Origin of the sequence: Mesorhizobium sp. Root102 (assembly GCF_001425625.1) — a bacterium.
Taxonomy (GTDB): domain Bacteria; phylum Pseudomonadota; class Alphaproteobacteria; order Rhizobiales; family Rhizobiaceae; genus Mesorhizobium.
In genome coordinates this window covers 104,194-127,137 of sequence record NZ_LMCP01000007.1, presented here as the reverse complement: position 1 = coordinate 127,137, position 22,944 = coordinate 104,194, and the positions used below count along the sequence as shown (strand labels likewise).

The following is a 22,944-nucleotide window of genomic DNA, read 5'->3' as shown; positions in this document are numbered from 1 at the left end:
TGATGGTGGTGCTGGAAGCATGGTCGTCTGCTCCTGGGCTGCCTGTGACTGTTGTCGCATTGCGCAGCCCGGTCTACCGAGCTGTTGAGGCGCCGCTATTTCTTCAGCTTCGAGCCTTTGCCCCTCGCATCCAGTTCGACCACACAGGCCAAACGATCGAAGGGCGATTCCGTTACGCCGAAGACCGAGAAGGACTTGTCGGTCGTGCTCAACCGGTAGAGGCGACGCAGCGTTGGATATCCGTTCTTGATCGAGAAGGTCTGTTGGGCTTGCTCGGAGGCCGGTGCGGCATCGATCAGCAACTTTGTCTTGGTGAATTGTGTTCCGTGACCGCGCAGCGCGTCGCCGATGAACTTTTCACCGAACTCACCAACAACCTCGTCGCTCAACGAGCGCGGCAGGTAGGAAGTATCATACATGATCGGCGTGCCGTCCGCGGAGATCACTTTGCGTACGCACAGCATCAACCCATCAGGCGGTTCGAGTACATCAAACGCCGCATCGTCAATCTTTTCCGTCGTCATGGAGATGAGCTCGATCGAGGGCCTCAGGCCAAGCCGCAGAGCGTCATCGAAGGACGTCAGAGAGAAATCGAGATCACGAATGAACCTTCGCTGGTCTCGCACAAAGGTCCCAAGCCCCGGAACCGCCCGCAAGATCCCGGCCGGCTGAAGGTCGCGCAACGCGCGCTTGATGGTCACCGAGCTTACGCCGAACTCCTCTGCCAAGGCGGCCGCGGAAGGCAAGGCCTTGCCCGCGACATACTCTCCTGTGCGCACCCGGCGCATGATTTCCTGCCGCACGTTTTCATGAAGGGCGGTCGAGGTCTGTCCGGTCATTTCAGCCCCACAATTAGGTATACCAGGGTTACCTACCGTATCGATGAGGCGATGTCTATGCCCTCCGACAGCTCAGCGCACGGGGGAGGGCGTGCTTTACAAAAATCAAACACTGGCTTTACAAAAAATTGACATAGCTGTTATACCTGGTTTACCTTACTTATCGATCGACACGGGAGAATAGCATGGCAAGCGGGTCACGGTTCTTGAAGGCAATAACCTCTCTGGCAACAAGCTGTGCGTTGCTCATTGCAACCACAGGCACGTCGAGGGCTGAGACGACACGCGAGCGGATCTTGCGCGAGGGCAAGATTGTTATCGGGATTTCCAATGGCGCGCCTTGGGGATTTCGCGACAAAAACGGCGAAGCCGCGGGCTTCGATCCCGAACTCATCAAGGCTGCCTTCAAGAGCGTTGGGGTCAGCAAAGTGGAAATCGTCGTCACCGAATTCGGTGCATTGATACCTGCACTTTCCGCAGGGCGTTTCGATGCGATCGCCGCCGGGCTCTACATTACGCCCGAGCGGTGCGCGCTCGTCGCGTTCAGCGACCCCGACCTCAAGCTCGCGGATGCGGCTCTGGTCGCCGAGGGTAACCCGAAGCGCATTCACAGCTACGCCCAAATCGCGGCGAACCCGGAGATAAGATTTGGCGTGGGACGTGGCAGCACGACGGCGAAGAATGCGGCCGCCGCCGGTGTGCTCGACGAGCATACGTTGCTCTTCCCCGACATTCAGTCAAATGTTTCGGCGCTGCTCACGGGCAGGATCGATGTGGCGGCATTCTCGGCGCCGACGGTCGCTCGCATCCTGTCGGACGAAAACCTCCACGGGATCGAACGCGCGTCACCCTTCCAAGGCATGCAGCAGAACGGGACGGAACACTACGGCTATTCGGCTATCGCTTTTCGCAAGGAGGACTTCGACCTACGCGACTTGTACAATTCTCGCCTCAAGGCGCTCAAACTTGACGGCACGGTCGCACGCATCATGACCGAGAACGGCTTCAGCGATCAGGAGAGGGCGCCGGATCTGACCAGCGATCAGATTTGCGCCGGGCAGGGCTGAACGGCGGCAACATGCAGCGTTGCTCGACCAGCCGTGTTCCCAGCCCAACCCACGGCAACGCCCGTCTGCAGCCCAGTCAGCAACGAGCGAGCGCTCCGCTTGCCATCAAGAGTGCCACGATCAGGGATGTTCGAGCGTGACCACGGTAGAGATATTCGTTGGCATTTTTGATGGATTCCGCATCACGGCAACCGTGACCGCGTTGGGGTTGCTGTTTGCCGTGCCGTTCGCCTTGATCTTTGGCGTGGCGCAGTATCTGACCAAGGGTGCGGCACACCTGGCCGTCACAGCGGTCATAGAGTTCTGGCGCAGCTCGGCCGTGATCATCCTGCTTTTTGTCTTCTACTATGTGCTTCCGGTCATCGGTATCCAGCTGCCGGCGATCACCGTGGCTGCGATGGTGCTGGGGTTGAATGCCGGGGGCTATGGAAGCCAGGCCGTCAGAGCCGGCCTTCAGTCTCTCGATCGGGGCCAGTTCGAAGCCGCCGCGGCCCTCGGTTTGCCGCGCGGCCATATCCTCGCCCTGATCGAGCTGCCGCAAGCCCTGACCAGGATGGCGCCGACCTTCATCAATCAGTTCATCCAGTTGATCAAAGGCACTGCGCTGGTTTCTCTCGTGACCCTGACCGACATGACGTTCCGGGCCAAGGAAATCGCCGAACTCGAATACAACCCCGTCGGCGTCTACACCTCGCTTCTGCTCGCCTATTTCGTCGTCTGTTATCCCGTCACGGTGTTTGGCCGATGGGTCGAGCAGCGCAGCGGCGGGCGCAAGGGCCTTACAAATGAATTTTGATTTTGCCTTTGCCGCCTCCACGGTTCCGACGATCCTGGGTGTTATCGGAACCACGATCGGCGTTGCGGTGCTGAGTTGCGCGGGGGCTTCAATCCTCGGGTTCAGCTTTGAGATCGCTCGGCGAGCGGGGTCCGTACCCGGCTATCTGATGCGTTTCGCGATCGACTTCATCCGGTCAACACCGGTGCTGGCCTGGCTCTATTTCCTCTATTTCGTTCTTCCTCATTGGGGGGTCACCTTGCCGGCGCTGGTGGTCGGCATACTGGGCCTGAGCATCTATTTCAGCGGCTATCTCGCCGAGGTGTTCAAGGCGGGAATCGACGCCATTCCGAAAGGTCAAGCCGAAGCGGCGAAGGCGCTGGGTTTGAACCGTATCGATGTCGTCTCTTTCGTCCTGGCTCCCCAGATGCTGCGCAATGTCGCGGCCCCCGTCGGAAACCATTTCGTCTCGATCCTGAAAGCGACGCCCTATCTGGCTGTCATCGCCGTGCCGGAGATGTTGGGCAGCGCGCTCGACATTGCCTCCAACACCTACCGCTATGCCGAACCGCTGACAGTCGTCGGCATCGTGTTTCTCGTTCTGGCTCTGGCGATCGCACAGGGAGTCAACATGCTTGAACGCAAATTGCTTGGACCGACAAACCGATGAGCGATGGTCAATCCATGCGACAGGCAGCCTCTTGGCCGGCGGAAATCGGCCAACAACATGGCGCGCGCGGGCCTGATCAGACGGCGGCGGTGGAAGCGGCTGCGCTCAACAAATGGTTTGGAAGCTTCCATGCCCTGAAGGACATCAATCTAGCCGTGCCGCAGGGTGGCCGGATTGTGATTTGCGGCCCGTCAGGATCGGGAAAGTCGACGCTGATCAGGTGTGTAAACGGACTGGAGCCTTTCCAAAGTGGAACCGTTCGCATTGGCGGTGTCGATCTCACCCGAGACCAGAAACAGCTGCAGAAAATTCGGCGCAGCGTCGGGATGGTGTTTCAGCAATTCAATCTGTTTCCGCATCTCACGGTCATGGCCAACTGCACCTTGGCCTTGCGACGCGTCCTTGGCAAATCGAGGACCGAGGCTGCCGACATTGCCGCTCACTACCTTGAGCGTGTGCGAATACCGGAGCAGGCGCACAAGTATCCAGCACAGCTTTCCGGCGGCCAGCAGCAACGCGTGGCCATAGCGCGCGCGCTCTGCATGAACCCCAAGATCATGCTCTTCGATGAGCCGACATCCTCGCTTGATCCCGAAATGGTCAAGGAAGTGCTCGACGTCATGATCGACCTCGCCGCGGACGGCATGACGATGCTTTGCGTCACCCACGAAATGGGCTTCGCGCGCGAAGCCGCCGACCAGGTGGTCTTCATGGATCAGGGGAGCATCGTCGAGACAGCTTCGCCCGCCACTTTTTTTGCCGCACCCAGCCAGGAGCGGACGCGGCTCTTCCTGGACAAGATGCTTCGTTGAATGAAGGGACGGACTATGAGCGTTCAAACACGGATTTGGACCCCGATCGATTATGACGCCGACGGAAAGCAGTCGGACTGTCTGAGGCTTCCTCATTCTTCCGACCTGTCGGCATATGGCTGGATCCCAATCCCTCTGGTGTGCATCAAGAACGGCACCGGCCCGACGGCGTTGCTGGTCGCCGGCAACCATGGCGACGAATATGAAGGCCAGATCGCCCTTTCCAATCTGGCTCGCGAGATCCAGGCGCACCAGGTTTCGGGGCGGCTCCTGATCCTGCCGGCGCTCAACGCTCCGGCCGTGGCTGCCGGCCGCCGCGTGTCCCCGCTCGACGAAGGCAATCTCAACCGGTTGTTCCCTGGCAATGCTGCCGGATCCCCGACCGAAATGATCGCTCACTACGTCTGCGAGGTGTTGATCCCGATGGCGGATGTGGTCGTCGATCTTCATTCCGGTGGGCGCTCGCTTGACTATGTGGTGAGCACGCTGGTGCGTCCGGGGCGAACCGCCGACGAGCATGAGGCGCTGCTCAGGCTCATGCGCTTGTTTGGAGCGCCGATCGGCTTCGTCAGTGACGGAACAGGCGGTGGCGGTCTTACGACGTTGGCTGCGGCGGCGCAGGAGCGGGGCGCACTGGCTTTGACAACGGAACTTGGCGGCGGCGCGACCTTGTCGCAAGAAGGCTTGTCGCTGGCCGAAGCCGGACTGAAGCGGCTGTTGAAAGACCAAGGGATCTTGCGCGATGTCGCTGTCGAGCCCCCTTCATCCACGCGCCTGATGACGGTCAAGGGTCATAGCGCATTCGTCTATGCTCACGACCGAGGAATTTTCGAACCGGCCGCGCACCTGGGTGATGAGGTCACAAGGGGTCAGATCGCAGGCCGCATTCACTTTCCGGACTTGCCGACACGCAAACCCGAGACCCTGTTGTTTGAATCGTCCGGCCTGGTTGCGTGCAGACGGGTTCCGTCGCTCACCGATCGTGGTGACTGTCTCTTCAAGCTCATGGCTGATATCGACGCCAGCAGCCCAGGTGGCGCTTTGCATGCCTAGACCGCTTCCGAGGCTTAATCCCCATGTGACAGGCCTGCGCTGTGTACGTTGCCGGACTGTCTTTCCGATCGCGGACTATTTCGAGGGCTGTCCGGCCTGTCTCAGCCACCACATGCCGGCGAGCCTTGCGATCGAATATCGGGAATTCCCCGCATCCATGACGTGCCTCGCTGACTGGCAGGTTTATCCTGACCACCCAACGCTGGGCGAGGGCAACACGCCCCTCATCACGTTGGATGGGTTAGCCAAGGAGATCGGCGTTCGCACGCTCTGTCTCAAGAATGAGGGGGCCAACCCGAGTGGATCACATAAAGACCGCATGAGCAGGTTCGTCGTTCAGCGTGCCTTGGACATCGGCGCTTCGACGGTTGCCGCCGCCTCAAGCGGCAATGCCGGCGTATCGCTGGCTGCCTATGCGGCTCACGCCGGGTTGAATTGCGTGATCGTGACCACGCCCGACATGAACCCGAACTGGCGCCGCGCTATCGAGATGCATGGTGCGACCTTGCTCGCCACCGAAACCCCCGAGCGCCGTTGGCAGGTGCTCGCCGATCGGGCGCGGGCAGGGGACTGGTACCCAGCCACCAATTTTTCCGTTCCGCCAGTTGGCAGCAACCCCTTTGGCGTGGATGGCTACAGATCGCTCGCCTTCGAGATCTCTCACGAGCTGGGCACCGGCTCATGCACCGACATCCTCGTCCCGACAGCGCGAGCGGACCTGCTGTGGGGGATTGCGCGTGGGTATTGCGATTTGCAGACAGCCGGGCTTGTCAAAGAGCGCCCCCGCATCCATGCCGTCGAGCCATTCGGGCGAATATCGAAAGTGCTTGCCGGCGAGGATTACCGCGCCAACTTCCCAGGCCACTCGGCCTTGACCTCAATCGGCGGCGCGACAGTGACTTATCAGGCGCTCGATGCACTCGCGTCGTGCAAGGGATCGGCTGTCGTCATCGAGGATAAGGCAGCACGCGACGATCAAATGCGGTTGGCGCGTTGTGGGCTCTATCTAGAGCTGTCGAGCGCGGCAGCGCTGAGCGGCCTGCGAAAACTTGTCGTCCAAGGCGTGGTTGCGTCGGATGCTGCAGTCGTGCTTGTCGGCACGTCGAGCGGGTTTTCCGAGTTCCAACCGTTCACGCATCCGATTGCCTTGGTTGGCTAGAGGTTGCCCGTGTCGCCCAGCGGCGACGACCTTCAAGCGATCACAATTGGTCGAGATGAGCGTCCAGCTGAGCCAGGATTGCGTCGAGCGAAGGCCGGTCTCTGTAGTAAAGCGCGCGGGTTCGCTCGTAGGCGTCGGCGTAAATCTGCCGGGTCGCGGGATCGCTAAGACGAAAGGCCTCGTTGCGCCGCAGATCCGGCTCATCGCCGCCTCGGAACCGATCGGCCTTGTGTTCGCGGTATTCCGGGGTGCCGATAAAGGCCTTGACGCCTTCGTCCTCCAAAAGACAGGAGACGTCGTAGTAGTGACGCATGAAGTTGACGGGCATCTCCCCAGAGGCCTGCTGCTGCCGGAATTTGGTGGAAAGGGTCTGCAGCTTTTCCACGAATGTGTAGCCGGGTTCATAGCACAGGACATCGATGGCACGGTTGTCGACCAGGTCCGGCACGCCCGATGCGACCGCACGATCATAGGCCCATGAGGAGATGAGGCGAGCCTGATTGGGTGCGACCCGATCGAAGCCCGCTTCCAACAGCACGCCGGCCTTGAGCCCGGCGGGCAAGGGATTGAGCTCCGGATAGATCAGACGAATTCCAGCACCCCGCATCCGACCTGTGGGATCGTCAAAGGCCTGATCACGCTCGGCGCGCAAAAACCCAGGTATGCCCAGTTGCGGAACCAGGCCGTCGAAGAACCCCCGGCGCTGTTCGATGTGGGCCGGCTTGTCGTGATTTCTGCCGACCGGCAGAGCACTCTGTGGATGGATCAGGATGTCGATGTCTTCGGAGAACCGGTGAATCAGCTGGTATCCCTTCGACAGCGAGGTGCCACCCTTGAGCTCGAAACGGAAACCGAGCTGCTGCAGGCCCCATAGGGCATGCATAATCCAATAGTCCTTCTCGACCAGGCCGGGATCTATCTTCATGTCCGCGGCGACCACCGCGATTAGATCCCTGAAGTCGCCGAGGTCGTGTAGAAGCGGCATGCGGATCAGCCCGCTTCCAGCGCTTGGCTCACCAGCCGCCCGGCGCGAACCGAACCGAAATCCCGCGCCGCCTTGGCCAGATAAGCCGGGTTCATGTCGCGAGCGCGCTTGAGGGCGCGAGGCAACACCTCGGCCTTGTTCTCGGCAAGCCGATCAAGGTTCTGGAGAAGGTCGACCAGCAACACTTCCTGGGTCAGTTTCGCAGGCACAGAAGGCTTCTTGCGGAAGTCGTAGAAACGGCCGCCTAGCTGAAAACGTCCGTGCCGCTTGAGGTTATAGACCACCGGTTCATTGTAGAGCTGGGTCGTGCCCACCCCCAGGCTGTTGTAGGCGTTGGGGGAGACCATCAAAAAGCGATCGTCCTTGAGGAACGTCTCGACGAGCTTCTCCGGCGCAGCCGGAGCCTTCCCGAAACGGGTGCTACGCGGAGCCATGTAAAGTCCGCCCGACACCTTCTCGAGCCGTCCTTCCTCGACAAGCTGATGCAGGTGGCGATCGACGGCGCAGGACCACTTCTCAAGATCCTTGCGCCGGTAGACCTGTCCAGGCCGCAGCCGCTTTTTCAGTTCGTTCAATGCGGACATCATCAAATCCTTCGTCCTCCACTTAGGACAATGCGCTGCACTTTGCAATGATTTTGGTTTAAAATTCATGCACCGCAACGAGTGCAGGATCGATACCGGCGGGATACATCTCCCTTGGTTCCCCTTTGAGCGCGGCGGGATTTTCGCGTCGAGCTTTGCGCCGAACACTTCCGCGTCTGCATTTTAAGCATGTGCTTTCACGCAAGGTTTGGCCTTTTCTGGATTCGACAACAAAATGCAAATGGCGCATGATCTCACCGGGATTGGGGAATTCTTTCATGAGTGTGCACGTCTCTTCGTGTGTATTGTCCGGCTGCGCAGCCGCCTACTTGAACCACTACGATTCGGTGACACTCGTCGCTGGTGACACTGCAAATTTGCTTTTGCAGACCGTCGATCCGTTCGATCCAAACACACATATTGAAGGCGACGGACAACGCATTGCGGCCGTCCAGGCCCGCGGCGTTGGCTTGGAGGAAAACAATGCGATCGCGGCCCAAGATGACGGTTACTGGCACCGATCCCAACAAACTCGACGACAACCACGACGGCATTGGCTGCGAGTGAACCAGATTGACTAGGTCTCGATACGACAATCGGTCTGACCAATGGCGCAAACGAACCGGCGCCAAGTTTCGGCGCGCGCGCCAACTGGCAGGCATTCCGAAGCGCCTGATCTTCGTCACCCTGGCTGCAGCGGCAGCATTGGGGACGCAGGTCGTCCTTGAGAACAGCGATCGAGCCCCCAACTTGAACTTCGCCCACTGGACTGGATCGACGGCGGCTCCGATTGTCGGCGTCGCTTCGGTCATCGATGGCGATACGATCGAAGTGCACGGACAGCGCATCCGTTTCAATGGCATCGACGCGCCCGAAAGCCGCCAGTACTGCACCGATGCCAAGGGCTTCGAGTATCCTTGCGGTCGTCGATCGGCTGAAGCGCTGGATGGCTTCCTGTCGGTCTCCAAACCCGTCAACTGCGCGTTTGTCTCTTGGGATCGCTACGGTCGGTTCGTCGGCGACTGCCGGCGCGCGGACGACGCCAGCGTAGCCGACTGGATGGTCGAGCAGGGTCAGGCGCTTGATTGGCCCCGCTACAGCCACGGCGCCTATGCACAGCAGCAAACCAAGGCCGAGGCGGCGAAAGTCGGGGTGTGGGCCGGAGCGTTTCAGGCGCCCTGGGAATGGCGCGCGGCACATGCAGACGGCGCGGCGCCGTCGAGCCAGCCGCTCGGCATCATCAGCCGCCGGAAAGTCGCGCAGAGCGGCTATTCATGCCAACCGCGGCGAACGTGCTCGCAAATAAGCTCATGCGACGAAGCCCAATGGTATCTCGGCAACTGCCCGTGGGGCGGAAAGCTCGACCGGGACAAGGACGGCATTCCTTGTGAATCGCTTTGCTAGGAATTTCGGAGGGCGGGGACGGCAAATGAGCGACAAATTTTACAATCGCGTCGGCGGTGACCGCATCTCGTCTCGCCAGATTGACGAACTCATCGGGCTCGCACGGGGCCTGGCCGCGGATGGGACGATCAACAAGGCAGAGGTCGAGTTCCTTCAGAAATGGCTGGCGGCGAATGCGGAGATCAGCAATCAGCCGATCATTCGAACCTTGTACCGACGGGTCAATGATATCCTCGCCGACGGCGTGCTCGATGCCGATGAGCACACCGAACTTCTGGATACGCTGAACAGTTTCTCGAACCGCGATTTCGAGCTCGGAGAGGTGCTAAAGCCTACAACGCTGCCACTGTGCGATCCGGCCCCGACTTTGACCTTCGCCGACAGGCTGTATTGCTTCACAGGCACATTCAATTTTGGTCAGCGAAAGCATTGCGAACAGGCCATTGTGGATCGGGGTGGCCGCTCAGGAGGTCTGAGCCAGAAGACGGAGGTCCTGGTGATCGGCGCCTACGCCACTGAATCGTGGAAACATTCGTCATTCGGCGACAAGATCGTCAGGGCTACCGAATGGCGCGACCAGGGACTGCCAATCTCGATCGTCGCGGAGAACCACTGGGCGAACTTTCTCTGAAGCACCCTAGGCATGCGCTTTGACTGGCTAAGCCGACAGGCAGGCGAGCAGCGGATCGATTTCCCCGTGCCTGAGCAGTGGGACCGATTGGATCAGTTTCTCGAGCTCGGCTCGCGAAAGAATGTCGCGCCCCAGGTCGTGGAGTTTGTCTTCAACTGCGGACTGGTTCATCGCATTGTTGGCGTCGCCAAGAGGACGGGGCACTTCAACGGTACGTTCACGGCCGTCGACGACCATTGTCACCCGCGCCGGCGTGCGCTGCGGGAAGATGCCGGCATATTCGTCGGGGTAGCGAATTTCCACGTTCCCGGCGAGTGCCACCACTGCTGCGTCTGAAAGCGAATGAGGACGCAAGGGCCGGAACGCCTCCGCGCCTCGCAGCGCCGCCAGCGCGGCGGCAAAGGGGATGGAGAACTGTCCCCCCTCAAGCGACTTCGGCGCGATCTCGTTGGGAAGCTTTCGCGCTTCAGGAAAAATATCCACCACGATGCGGCCAACCGGATCGCCCTGGTCACGGCCCTCAACCAACGCGAGCACGGCGTCGATAACGGGATGCGTATAGCGACAAGAGGCATAGGGCTTGAGATAAGTCTCGCTGACCAGCCAGCGGCTTCCAAGTTCGGCGGTGATCGCTGGCACGTTGTAGGCATGGTCGCGATCCAGCATGTCGAGTGAACCGCTCATGCCACAGCCGGCTCGTTCGGCCGCAAACAGCGCCGTAACGGTCGACCACGGGCTGCTGCCCTTGACTGAACTGGCCTGGCAAGCGCCCTGCGGCAAGTTTTGCGGTGCCTCCGCACCGGCGATAGCGATTGCATGCGCGAGCTGATCCGCGCGCATCCCGCGCAGCCATCCAATGGCCGCCGCGACGCCGAACCCGGTCCATTGGCCACTGGCAAAGCTCATCGTGTCGGAGAAGCGGCGGGCGGCGGCGATGCGCAACGCGACGTCATAACCGAGCGCCGTAGCGGTCAGTACGTCGTGACCATCACTGCCAAGATTTGCCGCTTCCATCAGCACTGCAGGAACGATGGCGGCACCCGGATGACCTGCTGCTTGACAGTGACCATCATCAACGTCGAGGGAACTTGCCGCCGCGCAATTGGCAAACAGGGCGCCAAGCGGATGCAGCCGACCCTCGGTAAACCAGGCGTGAGCCGAGCCGGCTCCGAAACAAGCCCTCGCGGCCATGCGTGAGAGCCTGGCATTGTCGGTTGGCACGCCACCGATGAGCGCTGCAAGCGTGTCGAGAATGGCGCGTTCGGCCTTTTCGACGACCGAATCCGATAACTGCTCGTAGCGAATGTCGCTGACAAAGGCGGCCAGCTGCTCCGTCGCAAATTGCATGGGGTTCCTCCGTACCAGATATACCTAGTATACCTGGTTTAACAACTTGGGAAAGCTGTGTCGGCGGAATTTCTCGTAACCGCGCTACCGCTGAATCTCAAAACTCAGGATGTGCTGGTCGCCAATCGGACCACGAAAGATCGCTCCTGTGTCGATGAACCCCGATTTGAGATAGACCGTTTTCGCGAGCACATTGCGGGTGTTGACCGCGAGCATCAGTTGCCTGACGTCGGACCTGTTGTGCCGCACCCAGGCAATGGCCAGATCCGATGCCGCACGCCCATAGCCTTTCCCTTGATGGGTGCGGCAGATCCGAAAGCTGTGCATGGTGATCACGCCGCGCGGCGCCCAGTCGGGCAGGGCCTGTTTCTCGCGCAGGATGAAGAAGCCTATCCTCATCCCGAGGGCGACAATTGCGAAAGGGTGCTCCAGATCTGGATGCCGACTGTTTTGCAGGTCATCGAAGATGGCATCCACGAACCCGGCGAACTGCTCCTGTTCGGGGTCGAGCACCAACCGCCTGATAGCGGCCCGATCGGAGATCGATACCGGGCGCAGGTCGATGTCATCCAGGTTGGGCCTGGTGGGAGGTATCCCCAAAATCCTGTTATCCTTCGATCGCGTCTTCATGAATTGATCCCTCCTTCAAATCGACCGGTCGGCGATTGGGCAAATCGCGTCGACCTATTCATGCCGACACGGTGGGGGCATTGCCCTGCTCCATTGCATCCAAAGGATTGCGCAGCTTCCGCCGGCAAACAGGCAAGCGAGACCGACAAAGATGTGCCGTGCAGGAACACCGGGCAGAAGACTTGGCAGGACGTAGATTGCGACCGCGATTACCCCTATCCCGGCATCGACATTGGTCCGGACACGGCCAACCATCTGGCCTGATACGGTCTTCAGGATCGTCACATCGCTCCCGGTTCGAACCATCGTGAAGGACAAACCGATGAGACCTTGCCACAGCAAAGCCTGGACCACGTTTTGAGCAGAGGAAAAGCCGGCCGTCGCGTACGCGAGCAGCACCGTTCCGGCCGCGATCAGGAGCCTCTCGCCTGCCATGCCGGAAAGCCAGGCAAAGGCCACGCTTCCAATCAAGCCACCGCCCGAATACATCGCCGCGAGCCAGCCATATTGGTTGGGCGGCAGCTTCAGCTCGTATCGCGCGAAGCCGGCCAGAAGAGCATTCGACGCGTGCGCCGAGGCATAGGCAATGAGCAAAGCGCAGCCCGCCACTTTGAGACGCGGGTCGGTTACAGTCCGCGCCAGGCCTGCAAGCAGATCCTGCATATGAGGGGCGGATTGCGTTTGGAGAATGCGATCGTCGTTGCCGATAAGGTTCGCGAACACGGCAGCCACGAAGGACGACAGCGCGCAGATGGTCAGGCTGCCGGTCGCGCCCACCGACGCTAGACAGAACCCGCCGATTGCCGCACCGACGATGTTGCCGACCTGGCCGGAAAGAATGCCGAAGGACACGGTCCGCATCAGCGATCGAGCGCCCGCCAGCTGCAGCAGGGCCTGGCTGCTGGGATAGGACAGCAGGGAGCCGACGGAGACGAAGCATGCCGTGGCGTAGAGCACAGCGATCGGGGGCTGGTCTGGAGACCACATCCAGGCGGTGAGGGCCAGAAATCCCACACCTGAGCCGTGAATTGTCTCGCCGATTGCAAACACCGTGCGACGACGGGACCGATCTATCAGCGGTCCTATGAACGGGCCGACGGCGAAAGTCAGCAATTGCCAGCAGATCAGGACCTTGCCAACGGAAGCGATATCACCGGTGATCTGCAGCACAAACCAGGAGACCAGGACGATGTACATGCTTCGCGCGCACTGCATGGAAAACAGCATCGCGTAAACTGGCGGGACTGATTGGCTCTGGCAGCGCTTTCCCAGGTACCGACACATTGGCCACTCAACCCTTCGCAGAATGTCGATCGCGCCGTTCGACGGGGCCTGAAGGGACGCTGCCGCGCCTAGGCGCCCGACCTCGCAGAATCGGCCCTTGGGTCAGCGGCTGTGTCGTGCTGATCGCTGGCATGCGCCAACACGTCATCGAGAGATCTTCGATCCCACGCAAAGCGTGACCATCCCGACATCGGTGCCATTGGCGTGCTGACTGTGAACGGGCTTGCCCTTGGCGGATCGGACCACCCGGCAATTTTCTCAAGCCAGTCTTCGTCGTAGACCGTTTCGGCATATCGGTGCCCCTCATCGGGAAACAGCGCGACCACCGTCTTTCCAGGATTGTTGCGCGACCACCATTTGGCGACCCGGTAGGCGGCACCGCTGGTCGGGCCCATGAAGAGTCCGTGTTGGCGATGAAGATCATGCGTGGCGTGGAATGCCTCTGCCGGAACAAGCCAGTGAACCTCGTCGAACTGACTATGGTCGACATTGCTGGGGAGAATATTTCCACCAAGGCCGCTAAGGTTGAGTTTGCCGCTAGGCTGGCCGAACAGGACACTGTTCGGCGTATCGACGCCGATTGCATAGAGGTCGGGAAACAGAGTGCGCAGATAGCGGGATGTCCCGCTCATGGACCCGCCCGATCCGACCGGACCGATCAGGCAGTCCACCCTGCCAAGTCTGTCGACAAGTTGTTCGGCCACCTTGCCGTAAGACAGCGGATTGTCGGGGTTGTAATATTGTGACGGCCAGTAGCTGCCGGAAACGTCTTGCAGATACCCCTGTAGACGGTCGAGACGCGCTTGCTGAAGACCGCCCGACGGAGCAGGGCGATCGACTATGGTCACTTCGGCGCCGAGCTCGATCAGACGTCGATGAAGATTGCGGTCAAGCGCCCAGTCGCTGACGAGGATCAGCCTGTATCCGTGTTGGACAGCCAGCATCGCCAGGGCAAGGCCGAAGGTTCCCGACGAGGATTCACAGATGGTCGCCCCCGGCCTCAACAGGCCCTGATCAGCAGCTCGCTCAAGCATGAACCGGGCCGGCAGCAGCTTCATCAAAAAGAAGCTGGCGCCGTAGAGATTTCCGCCCAGCGGAACGACGCGAGGAGCTTCGAAATCTTCCAGCTTGCGCATCAAGGCACGCGTCGACATGGGCTTTCTCCTGAGGACCAAAACTGTCAGTGACGAAAGATTGCCGGCTCGAAGCCAGACTGTCTCAACGCAGCCGTTGCGCGCTCGATGTTCACGGGTGCTTTCAGGTCCGACGCATCGAACATCAGCCCGACCACCGTGCCGCTGTGAGCAACCTGGAAGCCGATGGCATCGAAACGGGCACCGATCGTTTCGATCTCAGCCAGCCGTGGTTTTGGCAGAAATCGTTCGTTGATCCGGGCGCTGGCCGTGGCAACCCTGCCCAGCATCCGCGCGTCAGCATTCTTGATGGCTGTTCGCAACAGGCCGCGCAGGGGGCGAAAGGTCTCTATCTCAAGCTGGTCATAACGCGCCGGCTCAAAGTCAAGCGTATCGACCGTTGCGCCAGGCGTTGTATCGATGCTGATAAAGTCGATTGGCGGCAGAGGCCGGCGAAAGGACTCCATGACGACACCGTCACGGTGTGCAAACAGCACCGCCTGCTGTCTGAACAAGGTAGAGTCACAAGCAGTTTCGGCGCTGACCGCAATCTGCATCACATCGTCCGACGCGGCCTCTATACCCAACCAATCCAGGACGGCCAAAATGCTCGCCAGGACGTCCGCGGTCGACGACCCCATGCCGCGGCTTAAGGGGATGTTGCTGTCTATCTGGAGATCGGCACCGATGCCCGAGCGGCCGAATGCGTTGACGGTCAACTCGGCCGCGCGTCGGGCCTTCTCCCGCGAGGCCGGTATGACACGCAGCTGGTCGCTGTTGTTGGCGGTGAACCTGGCTTTGGATCTCAGCTGACGGCAAGGCAGCGAAACCAGAGCACGCCTCATCTGGGCGCCGTCGTCTTCAAAGAGGCCTTGAACCAGTTCGCCGTGGTGGCCGATGGCCTCGGCGTACCCCGCACCAATAGGCATGCCCAAATCCTCCCGCTATATACTTTAGTATTCTCTTGTATAATCCAGACAATACTTTCGCAGGAGGCGATATCTTAAGCAACAATCAAAGTAATAATCTTTTGTCTCACGACAATTACGCAGGCAACACACGCAGCGCATATGCCCTACGCAATCGTCACAAATGTAACGGCTCAAAGGAACAGGTCCAAAAGCAGTCGAACGGCTGATATCGTCAAGACGCCAGGACTGCTCGATCCGTCTGCTGAAACATTCAGCCCGACCTATGTTCCAACGCATACCCCGCGAGCCTGACGGTGCGAATAGCGGCGCTGTGCGAGGATTGCTTGAGCAACTTGCGCAGCTGGCTGATGTGAACATCGACCATGCGCGCAACGACACCGGCGCTGTTTGGCCAGGCCACCTCGATCAGCTCATTGCGGCTGATGACCTTCTCGGGGTTTTCAAGCAAGTGACGCAGCAATTTGAACTCGATTGGTCCCAGCACAATTTCCCTGCCGGCGCAGCGCACACGATGCGTGTCGATCTGCATTTCGACATCGCTGTATGCAAGCGACTTGCCTCGCTGGGATCGCTGTCCTGCGCCGAGCCTGTCGCGCAGATACGCAAGCAACTTGGCCGGCGCAAATGGCCTGACAAAGAGCTCGTCGACGCCAGACCGCAACAGCTGGATGTGCTGGAGCTCCGCGCCGGGCGAAACCAGAGCGACACAGGGAAGGGCGGCTGTGCGGGCATCCTGCTTAAGTCTGGCGCTTCCCTCCGCCAACTGATTGTCCGCCCGACAGTCCAGCACGACGACCTCGACTGCCTTCTTCGCGGCAAGCATCAGCGTCTCGTCGATGGAGCTGGCTAGCGTGCTGGCGAAGCCGTCAACCTCCAGAATGTGACTGAGAAGCAGATAGAACTCCGCATCCTGCGAGCAGATGACGATCAATGGCTTCATATGCGCAGCTTAGGTCTTTCGGCTGCCATCAAGACGGACTGGCGGTAAGTCGAATCCCGCGCCAGCATGCCAGAACAACCCAGCCGTAACAACAAATCCCGGAATCGAGCTCACGTGTTGAGCGCGCCCGGTTCGAACGGCTTTCCGATCGACATGGCAACGAACAAATCACGCGCCGGGCGGCAGCCGGCGTTTCAAGGGATAAAGGGCGTATAAACCGGAATCCCGCGCGCGTCCGCAACGTCGGACAAGCCTCGCGTGCGGGATGGAGGAAATTCGCCCCCGTCGTGGCGGTAAACAGGACAGCCGAAGGAGCGTCAGCATAGCGACGGCCGAAGGCCGGGACGCGGGACCGACTGTCCCCGCCACGGCGGTCCGCATGCTGGATGATGGTCAAGGTGGACGCCCAGGCCACCGACACGATCGCGGTGGCGCGTGTTGCGCAGTCAAGTCTGTTGGCCGCCGTCAGGGCGGAGTAGTCACATGTCGAATTGCGCATTGTGAGACTCGAGTGCTGGAAAGCCAGACAGGATCTGCCCAAGTTGGCTCTCAAAGTGCCGAGATTCGATAGATAGGATGAGCCGACGGTGGGGCGTCTGGGGATTTTCATAGCGCATCCGTTTGCCGTTCTATGAACGGATAGTTGGATCTGGAGTCTCCATGTGTGCAACGACTATGAGCAGCATATCGCCTGGGCTGAATATTGCAGGATGATGGCGTCGCTTGCGCTCAAGATTCCATCGCACCAAACCGAACTCGATTTGCCCCAGGCGGATGACGTCCGTATCAACGACCCGGCGCCAATAATGCGCGCCGCCGGGGATGCGATCGAACTGGCATCGATGACGTTCGGATTTCCGCCGGCCGGACCGAAAGGCGGGCCGGTGTTCAACTTCCGCTCCGAAGGGCGGCAATTCGGCAGCAGCAATCGCTGTCTTATACCGGCGTCCGGGTTCTTCGAATTCACTGGCACGAAATATCCGAAGGCCAAACATCGCTTCACACTCAACGGCGCTTCATTCATGGCCATCGCAGGGCTTTGGCGCGAAGCCGTCGGCAACAAGCCGCCGACCTTCACCATGCTGACGACCGATCCTGGGCCGGATGTCGCGCCGTACCACAATCGGCAGGTCGTGGTGCTTCAGCCGCAGAATTGGGCCGCCTGGATCAACCTGACAAAGCCCGAGGCTGAGCTTTTGCGGCCGCTTCCGGCGGGATCGCTCGCGGTGGAGACGGTGCGTCCGGAAAGCGCGTAGCACGGCATGGAGCCCGACGATTATTCCATGTCGGGTACGTCACCGCTGACAAACAGCGTTGTAGGCGGACCGTAGTCACCAAGCGCCGGATCGGCATCACGGCTCCATGCGATGACGCCGACATGTCTGGAAGCCAACGCCTTGGCTGTACGAACTGCGCGTTCCTCGCTTTGCTGATCCGTCGGGCCGTAGGCGGCAAACAGATCGCCCTCGTCGCCGCGATCAAATGCAACGACGACAATCAGCTTTGGCTTCTTCTGGCCAGGCAGGACATGGTCGGACATCATCTCTCCTGGGCGTCAGTGCGATGTCGGCTTCTCCGTCGCCGCCTCAAGCGCGTTGATCGCGTCGTGCACAGCTTGGCGCTTCGGTTCGATCTGCTCATCGGGATAAAAGTGCGCAAGCTTCAGGGCCGTGAACGCCACCGTAATGCCGGTAACGAGATCACGCATTTCGGGCTTGTTCTCGAGATCGGCTGCAACTCTCCAGGCCAATATGCCGTCCGATCCGTCGAACTCGCGCTGTTTATCGTCCTCGGCACGTTCGCGCAGCATTGCCAATGCCTTGGGACGATCGGCAAGTTGGGTTTCGGGCTCGATCAGCAGCTCCAGGCTGACCGTGGTCGGCCTGCGGTCGTCGGGCCAGCCGGCACAACAGGCTTCCAGTGCCGCGATGTTGGCTTGTTCCCAAGCGTCGGAGGCGACGCAATCCCAGTCGTCCAATGCATCTTCCGGGGCACCATTCATGTCCCAACCTTCGACCGCGAACGCCGCGTCTGCTGCCTGTTCCGCGGTGAAGCCGGCGCGTTCCAATGCCTCTTGCGCCGCAGCGATGCCGCGTGAAATTTCCTCGGGCGACGCGCCCGGAACTGACAATAGCAGATCCATGTCTGTCTCCTGTGTTAGCTACAGTGAACGAAAAGAGAACAAACTGTCAAGAGTGCCCCTTGACGAGACAGGAATATGTTCCTTATTCCTGAATGCCATCTGAGCAGGAAAGGGCTATGGGAAAGCGCCAGAACGCGCCGGCCGGCGAAGCTATGTCGGAATTGGAAAAGGTTGCACATGAGGCCATCGCCGCAGCCGGCGGTGACGCCGTGGTTGCCTTGCTGGATGTCCTTGCCAGGAACATCGACCTTGAACGGGAACTGGCCTTGTCGCGGGCCGCAGTCTCGAACGGCTATTCTCGCGGCTGGCACAAGGCGCGCCTTTAGATGGTGGAGACGGCGGAGGACAATTTCCGGATCGAGGTTTGGGACCGCGAGGAAAAAACGCACCTCGAAACCATATGCCGATCTCCGGATGCGATGGTCAGCCAAGCGGCCTGGCAGGCCGCAATTCGACGCCGGCCGGGAATGCTGCTGATCCACTACAACAGCCGCCACATCATGGAAAAGATCATCACCCCGGGTGAGGTGAAGGTCCCGCCTCAGACGATCATCAACGGCAGCATTCATGCAGGACTGGACGTTTCCCTTGGAGATCTGCGCGAATGGCACACGTTGCGAGCCTGGTGCAAACACTGCTCGCATCATGCCGAGGTGAAACCGGCCGGGCTGATCCGGCGATATGGGAAAGGGGCGCTGTTCAGCTCCGTCGAGAGGGCGCTTTTTTGCACCAGCTGCGATCGAGGCGGGCCGGTAAGGCTGGAGATTCACAAGCTGCCGCGAAACTGAACGGACACGATATCTTCGCTTCGAGAGGAATGGTCGAAAGCGTAATGTAGGCGAACGCAACCTTGATCAAGGCTGCGGGCTTGAAGCAAACGAAGGCTCGTCCGAAAGCCTGCAGGGGGGAAAAGAGGTCTTCCGCCGCCTAGGAGCTCCGGCATCACATAGATCTCAATCTCGTCTAGCGCGCACCGCTCGATGAAGGCCATCTGCAATTTCCCTCCGCCAAGAACCCAGACATCTCCGTCGGAGAGGCCTCGCAACTCCGAAATGAGATCGTCGACGTCGCCGCGCGTCTCCAGGCGCCCCTTTGGTGTCGGAATTGACTTGGAGGTGACGACTAAAACGCGCTGTTCGTCGTAGGCCCAGGGAGAGTCCTCCCTTGCGAGAAAATCATAGGTGCCCCGCCCCATGACAACCGTCCTGATGCGCGTGATGAACTTGCGGTAATCGTGTTCGCCAAGGTCGAGATCGTTGTACTCGAACAACCACTCAAGGTTGTCCTCTTCGGTGGCGATAAAGCCGTCGAGGCTGGTTGCGATGTACCCGAGAATCTTGGCCACTAGCTGCGTCTCCGCTTGTTCATAAACGAATGGTTGTTTATAAATATCGCCATGGGCAGAATCAAGACCATTTCGGATAGCGTTGTGCTTGACAGGCTTTTGGCCGCCCTGGAGACGGCGGGACCGGATGGGCTGAGTTTTTCCAAGGCTTCGAAGGCGGTGGGGCTGTCCGCCGCAACGCTCGTGCAACGTTTTGCCACGCGCGAGGCGATGATCGAGGCCGTCTTGTTGCACGCTTGGGATCGTCTCGACGCGGTTACCGCCGCAGCCGATGCGGAGGCTGCTATCAGTCCGGCAGGTGCCATCTCGATGCTGATGCGGCTCATGCCCGGTCATGGGGCCGAGTACAACCTCACTGACGGACTGCTCCTATTGCGAGAAGATTTGCGAAATCCGACGCTTCGGGCCCGTGGTTCCGCGTGGGGCAAATATCTCGCCAAGTCCTTGGGCAGGCGGTTGACGAACCACACTGCGCTCGCCGAGCGGCTTGGATGGCAGATGGCTAGCGTTTGGCAGGGAGCCTTCATCTGGTGGGCGTTCAAGCCTGACGGTGATCCTGATGCCTCGGTTGCGACTGTACTTGAAGACTGGTGCCGGAGCGTCGGCGCCAAGTGATCGGGCAGCGTGAACCACGCGCTTCTGCGCTCCGCAAGGCGTCAACAAGGATCTCCTGACGACCGCGAACCTATGACTTTCTCGCCAGGACGACTCTCCTTGGACCTACGGCGAGCTGCGCGTGTTGGCCTTTCGCACGCTATTCCACATGTCGGCGCAAATCCCCGATTTCGTGTTCGAGTTTTGCAGCCGCGCGCCGATTGATGATGGCGACGAAGAGCAGGAAGGCGAATGTCAGTCCGCCCGCGGTGAACGCGAAGGACACGTTGCCCGCGAGGAAGATGCCGCCGTAGATAATGACGAAGCCAGGCAGCAGTGGCCCAACATACCAGAGCCAGGCCGACTGGTGCAGGACACGCTCATGCTCCAAGCGTCGCCTCAAATGGTCGACGCCGGTGGCGGCCACGTCGCTGTCGCCCTTGCTGCGACGACTTCGAGTGAAAAGCTGGAGACCTGCCAGCACCATGCCGATCACCAAAGCTGCAAAGCCCGAGGCAATCAGCATGTCGATGGCGGAATCGCCCTTGATGAAGGTAAACACGGCCATGAACAGGAGAAACAGCGCCGCCGTGCCTCCGGCCAGATATTCGAGCGTGTTTCGGCCAGTCGTCGTCCGGGTGAGCTGCCGCTCGCGTTCCCTTATCTCGTCGAGAGTGATGGTTGTCGTAGTCATGGACTGTTCCTTCCAGTGATATCGAGCGTCGCTGCCGGGAGCGGATTTGTCGTTCATCGGGCTGCTCCCATCTTGAAGCGATCAGCTATGAGGCGCTTGACGCGATGAATGCGGGTTGCGACAGCACCGGCCGAAAGCCCCGAGACTTCGGCGATGGTCGCCGCGCTTTCGTCTTCGAGGTAGAGGATCATCACCTGCCGATCGATCGGCCCTAGACGCTGGAGGATCGCATGTACCCGCGAAAGCGCCTGCCGTTCGGCCAGTTCCGTTTCGGGTGATGGCTTCGGATCAACGGGATCGTGATCCTCAAAATCATCGAGACCGACTGTATGAGTCCAGCGCCTGGCCCTCGCAACATGGTCGGCGGCGACATTGTGGGCGACGCGGTAGGCCCATGTTCGGAGCGAGCACCGTCCATCGAACGACGTCAGGCTGCGCCAGAGTTGGAGGTGGATGTTCTGCAGCAAATCCTGCCGTTCGGCACAATCTGCTTCGTAGCCAGCTGCCAGCCGCGCAAGCGCGCCACCGAGAAGTTCGACGGCCTGCATGTATCGCTGGTCGGCATCTTCGGACAGTTCCGGCTCAAGTGTGTTCGTCGGACAAGCCATGGGCATATTCAGATAGTCGCGCTTCCGTGCGATTTCTTACATCCGGCCCAACGGAAGCTTTCTGACCGCCTGAGATTCGAACTGCTCTGGCTACGCCTGCCTGGACACAAGCAGGCCTAGTTGTGAGCTTTCAGAAGGTTGTCGATTCGGACCGGACTGACGCGACTGGAGTGACCAGGCTTTAGCACTCATTGGGGGGCCGAATGAACATCCACAAGATTGCCCCGTCACACGCCGCTGCGTCGAGACGAGATGGCGTTGGCGATGATAGAGGGCGGTTTTCCAAAGCCTATGCGGCGCGGGTGTAAGGCCTGTCGGTCAAGATCGTGACGCGCTGGGTCGAGCGCAACAAGGCCGAGGGCAGTACAACCAAGCCCCGCCGCGCGGCGGGGCCTGGCCAAGTTCAGATCACCACAGCCCTGGCACCTCTGTCAGAGCACCGCGTCAGGCTTTAGCGGTTGTTTTGCGCGCCTTCTTCAGCGGCGACTTGATCGACGGTGCAGGTGTGCTTGCTGCTGCCGCGCGAGCAACTCGTTTTGGTTTTTCTGCTGCGGCGGGTGTGGGCACCGCCGGCTTACGCCCGAGCCCTATCGACTTCGCCAGGGCCGACCGAGTGGCCGCGTAGTTCGGCGCGACCATTGGGTAATCGGCCGGCAGGTTCCACTTCTGCCGATATTCGTCGGGGGTGAGGTTAAAATGCTGAAGATGCCGCTTCAGAGATTTGAATTTCTTTCCGTCTTCCAGGCAGATGATGAAGTCCGGCGTCACCGACTTCCTGATCGATACTGCCGGTTCCTGCTTGACCACAGGTTCGGTCACGGGCGTGCCGATTCCTCGCAGAGCGGCATGGATATCACCAATCAGCTTCGGCAACTCGCCGACCGGCAGTGGATTGTTCGACACATAGGCGGCGACGATGTCAGCCGCTATCGACACGGTATCAAGGTGGCCGTCTTGTTCGGGAGCAGTGGTCATATAGTTTTCCTCTAATAGTATCGGACGAATTGACCGAATTTGATTTCCCCATACCGCCAGCGAGACAAATAGTGCGTTTCTTTCTACAATCCACATCTCTTTCCGACATTACAAAGGCAAATTCGCCTTCATCGTTCTGATCGACTGCGGATAAACCCAGAAGTGCCGTCAATCCCATTTCAGCTCCGGCAGCCCGATCCGGATGCGACCCTCCCTTAGACGACATCACCCCTGGCCTGGACCATCCCCGACGGCGGCGGCGTTGGCGCGGGATCAATCGTCCGCAAAGGTCAGCCCCTGTGGAAGCTCAAGGGGCCACTTCGACGATCAGGCAAGTCGA

29 protein-coding genes are annotated in these 22,944 nt (G+C 60.0%); 13 read left to right on the top strand and 16 right to left on the bottom strand.

Translation table 11 applies throughout. The annotated features are described in order from the left end of the window. Positions 1-95 precede the first annotated feature (95 nt). Positions 96-839, bottom strand: coding sequence for a GntR family transcriptional regulator (locus ASD12_RS08765; RefSeq protein ID WP_056584209.1), 744 nt, complete (start codon positions 837-839; stop codon positions 96-98). A 185-nt stretch (positions 840-1,024) separates the two neighbouring features. Between ASD12_RS08765 and ehuB the strand changes: the two genes are divergently transcribed. The 6 genes from ehuB (at position 1,025) to ASD12_RS08735 (ending at position 6,375) form a co-directional block, all read left to right on the top strand. Next, complete coding sequence (ehuB, locus tag ASD12_RS08760; protein WP_056584206.1) at positions 1,025-1,906, top strand: ectoine/hydroxyectoine ABC transporter substrate-binding protein EhuB; 882 nt, start codon at positions 1,025-1,027, stop codon at positions 1,904-1,906. 136 nt (positions 1,907-2,042) lie between these two features. Next, positions 2,043-2,702: an amino acid ABC transporter permease gene (locus tag ASD12_RS08755; protein ID WP_056584203.1), complete on the top strand. Its 660-nt coding sequence runs from the start codon at positions 2,043-2,045 to the stop codon at positions 2,700-2,702. Then, positions 2,644-3,351, top strand: a complete 708-nt coding sequence (locus tag ASD12_RS08750) for an amino acid ABC transporter permease (RefSeq protein WP_348271714.1) — start codon at positions 2,644-2,646, stop codon at positions 3,349-3,351. Before ASD12_RS08755 ends, ASD12_RS08750 begins: the two co-directional genes overlap by 59 nt. A 14-nt stretch (positions 3,352-3,365) precedes the next feature. Next, positions 3,366-4,163, top strand: a complete 798-nt coding sequence (locus ASD12_RS08745; protein WP_162252227.1) for an amino acid ABC transporter ATP-binding protein — start codon at positions 3,366-3,368, stop codon at positions 4,161-4,163. 171 nt (positions 4,164-4,334) lie between these two features. Then, on the top strand, positions 4,335-5,216 hold the full coding sequence (locus tag ASD12_RS08740; RefSeq protein ID WP_244482800.1) for a succinylglutamate desuccinylase/aspartoacylase family protein: 882 nt from the start codon (positions 4,335-4,337) through the stop codon (positions 5,214-5,216). Between the two features lie 25 nt (positions 5,217-5,241). After that, complete coding sequence (locus tag ASD12_RS08735; RefSeq protein WP_200953687.1) at positions 5,242-6,375, top strand: pyridoxal-phosphate dependent enzyme; 1,134 nt, start codon at positions 5,242-5,244, stop codon at positions 6,373-6,375. 40 nt (positions 6,376-6,415) lie between these two features. On the opposite strand, the gene ASD12_RS08730 is transcribed toward ASD12_RS08735, so the two are convergent. The 3 genes from ASD12_RS08730 to ASD12_RS34025 are packed head-to-tail and all read right to left on the bottom strand — an operon-like array spanning position 6,416 to position 8,224. After that, a complete protein-coding gene (locus ASD12_RS08730; RefSeq protein WP_244482799.1) occupies positions 6,416-7,315 on the bottom strand; it encodes a nucleotidyl transferase AbiEii/AbiGii toxin family protein in 900 nt (299 codons plus the stop codon). 50 nt (positions 7,316-7,365) lie between these two features. After that, positions 7,366-7,944, bottom strand: coding sequence for a hypothetical protein (locus tag ASD12_RS08725; protein ID WP_056584280.1), 579 nt, complete (start codon positions 7,942-7,944; stop codon positions 7,366-7,368). A gap of 58 nt (positions 7,945-8,002) precedes the next feature. After that, positions 8,003-8,224, bottom strand: coding sequence for a hypothetical protein (locus ASD12_RS34025; RefSeq protein ID WP_156398555.1), 222 nt, complete (start codon positions 8,222-8,224; stop codon positions 8,003-8,005). Here ASD12_RS34025 and ASD12_RS32920 point away from each other — a divergent pair. The 3 genes from ASD12_RS32920 to ASD12_RS08715 all read left to right on the top strand — a co-directional run bounded on the left by ASD12_RS32920 (position 8,223) and on the right by ASD12_RS08715 (position 9,979). Further along, on the top strand, positions 8,223-8,525 hold the full coding sequence (locus tag ASD12_RS32920) for a hypothetical protein (protein ID WP_244482798.1): 303 nt from the start codon (positions 8,223-8,225) through the stop codon (positions 8,523-8,525). The genes ASD12_RS34025 and ASD12_RS32920 overlap by 2 nt on opposite strands. A gap of 169 nt (positions 8,526-8,694) precedes the next feature. Next, positions 8,695-9,348: an excalibur calcium-binding domain-containing protein gene (locus ASD12_RS32915; protein ID WP_244482797.1), complete on the top strand. Its 654-nt coding sequence runs from the start codon at positions 8,695-8,697 to the stop codon at positions 9,346-9,348. Further along, a complete protein-coding gene (locus ASD12_RS08715; protein WP_244482796.1) occupies positions 9,332-9,979 on the top strand; it encodes a BRCT domain-containing protein in 648 nt (215 codons plus the stop codon). Before ASD12_RS32915 ends, ASD12_RS08715 begins: the two co-directional genes overlap by 17 nt. 27 nt (positions 9,980-10,006) lie before the next feature. Here the strand turns inward: ASD12_RS08715 and ASD12_RS08710 are convergent, their stop codons facing one another. The 6 genes from ASD12_RS08710 to ASD12_RS08685 form a co-directional block, all read right to left on the bottom strand. Next, on the bottom strand, positions 10,007-11,326 hold the full coding sequence (locus tag ASD12_RS08710; RefSeq protein ID WP_056584184.1) for an MmgE/PrpD family protein: 1,320 nt from the start codon (positions 11,324-11,326) through the stop codon (positions 10,007-10,009). An 84-nt stretch (positions 11,327-11,410) separates the two neighbouring features. Next, complete coding sequence (locus ASD12_RS08705; protein ID WP_056584181.1) at positions 11,411-11,956, bottom strand: GNAT family N-acetyltransferase; 546 nt, start codon at positions 11,954-11,956, stop codon at positions 11,411-11,413. A 54-nt stretch (positions 11,957-12,010) separates the two neighbouring features. Continuing rightward, positions 12,011-13,183, bottom strand: coding sequence for an MFS transporter (locus tag ASD12_RS08700; RefSeq protein ID WP_348271713.1), 1,173 nt, complete (start codon positions 13,181-13,183; stop codon positions 12,011-12,013). A gap of 125 nt (positions 13,184-13,308) precedes the next feature. Beyond that, complete coding sequence (locus tag ASD12_RS08695) at positions 13,309-14,394, bottom strand: pyridoxal-phosphate dependent enzyme (RefSeq protein WP_082525323.1); 1,086 nt, start codon at positions 14,392-14,394, stop codon at positions 13,309-13,311. A gap of 26 nt (positions 14,395-14,420) precedes the next feature. Continuing rightward, positions 14,421-15,302, bottom strand: a complete 882-nt coding sequence (locus ASD12_RS08690) for a GHMP kinase (protein WP_056584176.1) — start codon at positions 15,300-15,302, stop codon at positions 14,421-14,423. A 253-nt stretch (positions 15,303-15,555) separates the two neighbouring features. Continuing rightward, on the bottom strand, positions 15,556-16,245 hold the full coding sequence (locus ASD12_RS08685; RefSeq protein ID WP_056584172.1) for a response regulator transcription factor: 690 nt from the start codon (positions 16,243-16,245) through the stop codon (positions 15,556-15,558). Positions 16,246-16,907: 662 nt separating this feature from the next. Here ASD12_RS08685 and ASD12_RS08680 point away from each other — a divergent pair. Beyond that, entirely contained in the window at positions 16,908-17,501 is a 594-nt protein-coding gene (locus ASD12_RS08680; protein ID WP_056584169.1) for an SOS response-associated peptidase, read from the top strand. Positions 17,502-17,521: 20 nt separating this feature from the next. Here the strand turns inward: ASD12_RS08680 and ASD12_RS08675 are convergent, their stop codons facing one another. Continuing rightward, positions 17,522-17,785, bottom strand: coding sequence for a hypothetical protein (locus tag ASD12_RS08675; protein WP_056584278.1), 264 nt, complete (start codon positions 17,783-17,785; stop codon positions 17,522-17,524). A 15-nt stretch (positions 17,786-17,800) separates the two neighbouring features. After that, positions 17,801-18,313 carry a hypothetical protein gene (locus ASD12_RS08670; RefSeq protein ID WP_156398554.1) on the bottom strand — a complete coding sequence of 171 codons (513 nt, stop codon included), beginning with the start codon at positions 18,311-18,313 and terminating at the stop codon, positions 17,801-17,803. A 191-nt stretch (positions 18,314-18,504) separates the two neighbouring features. Between ASD12_RS08670 and ASD12_RS08665 the strand changes: the two genes are divergently transcribed. Both ASD12_RS08665 and ASD12_RS08660 read left to right on the top strand, forming a co-directional pair. Continuing rightward, complete coding sequence (locus ASD12_RS08665; protein WP_056584163.1) at positions 18,505-18,714, top strand: hypothetical protein; 210 nt, start codon at positions 18,505-18,507, stop codon at positions 18,712-18,714. Next, positions 18,715-19,176, top strand: coding sequence for a hypothetical protein (locus ASD12_RS08660; protein WP_056584160.1), 462 nt, complete (start codon positions 18,715-18,717; stop codon positions 19,174-19,176). On the opposite strand, the gene ASD12_RS08655 is transcribed toward ASD12_RS08660, so the two are convergent. Beyond that, entirely contained in the window at positions 19,155-19,733 is a 579-nt protein-coding gene (locus tag ASD12_RS08655) for a dihydrofolate reductase family protein (protein WP_056584157.1), read from the bottom strand. The two genes, ASD12_RS08660 and ASD12_RS08655, sit on opposite strands and share 22 nt — an antisense overlap. A gap of 51 nt (positions 19,734-19,784) precedes the next feature. Here ASD12_RS08655 and ASD12_RS08650 point away from each other — a divergent pair, with 51 nt between their 5' ends. After that, complete coding sequence (locus ASD12_RS08650) at positions 19,785-20,348, top strand: lytic transglycosylase domain-containing protein (RefSeq protein WP_056584275.1); 564 nt, start codon at positions 19,785-19,787, stop codon at positions 20,346-20,348. 139 nt (positions 20,349-20,487) lie between these two features. Here ASD12_RS08650 and ASD12_RS08645 read toward each other — a convergent pair whose 3' ends face one another. From ASD12_RS08645 to ASD12_RS08635, 3 genes are all read right to left on the bottom strand, one after another. Further along, positions 20,488-21,078: a hypothetical protein gene (locus ASD12_RS08645; RefSeq protein WP_244482795.1), complete on the bottom strand. Its 591-nt coding sequence runs from the start codon at positions 21,076-21,078 to the stop codon at positions 20,488-20,490. Further along, positions 21,075-21,629: an RNA polymerase sigma factor gene (locus tag ASD12_RS08640; protein ID WP_244482794.1), complete on the bottom strand. Its 555-nt coding sequence runs from the start codon at positions 21,627-21,629 to the stop codon at positions 21,075-21,077. Before ASD12_RS08640 ends, ASD12_RS08645 begins: the two co-directional genes overlap by 4 nt. A 444-nt stretch (positions 21,630-22,073) precedes the next feature. Next, entirely contained in the window at positions 22,074-22,604 is a 531-nt protein-coding gene (locus ASD12_RS08635; RefSeq protein ID WP_082525322.1) for a MucR family transcriptional regulator, read from the bottom strand. Positions 22,605-22,944: the final 340 nt, after the last annotated feature.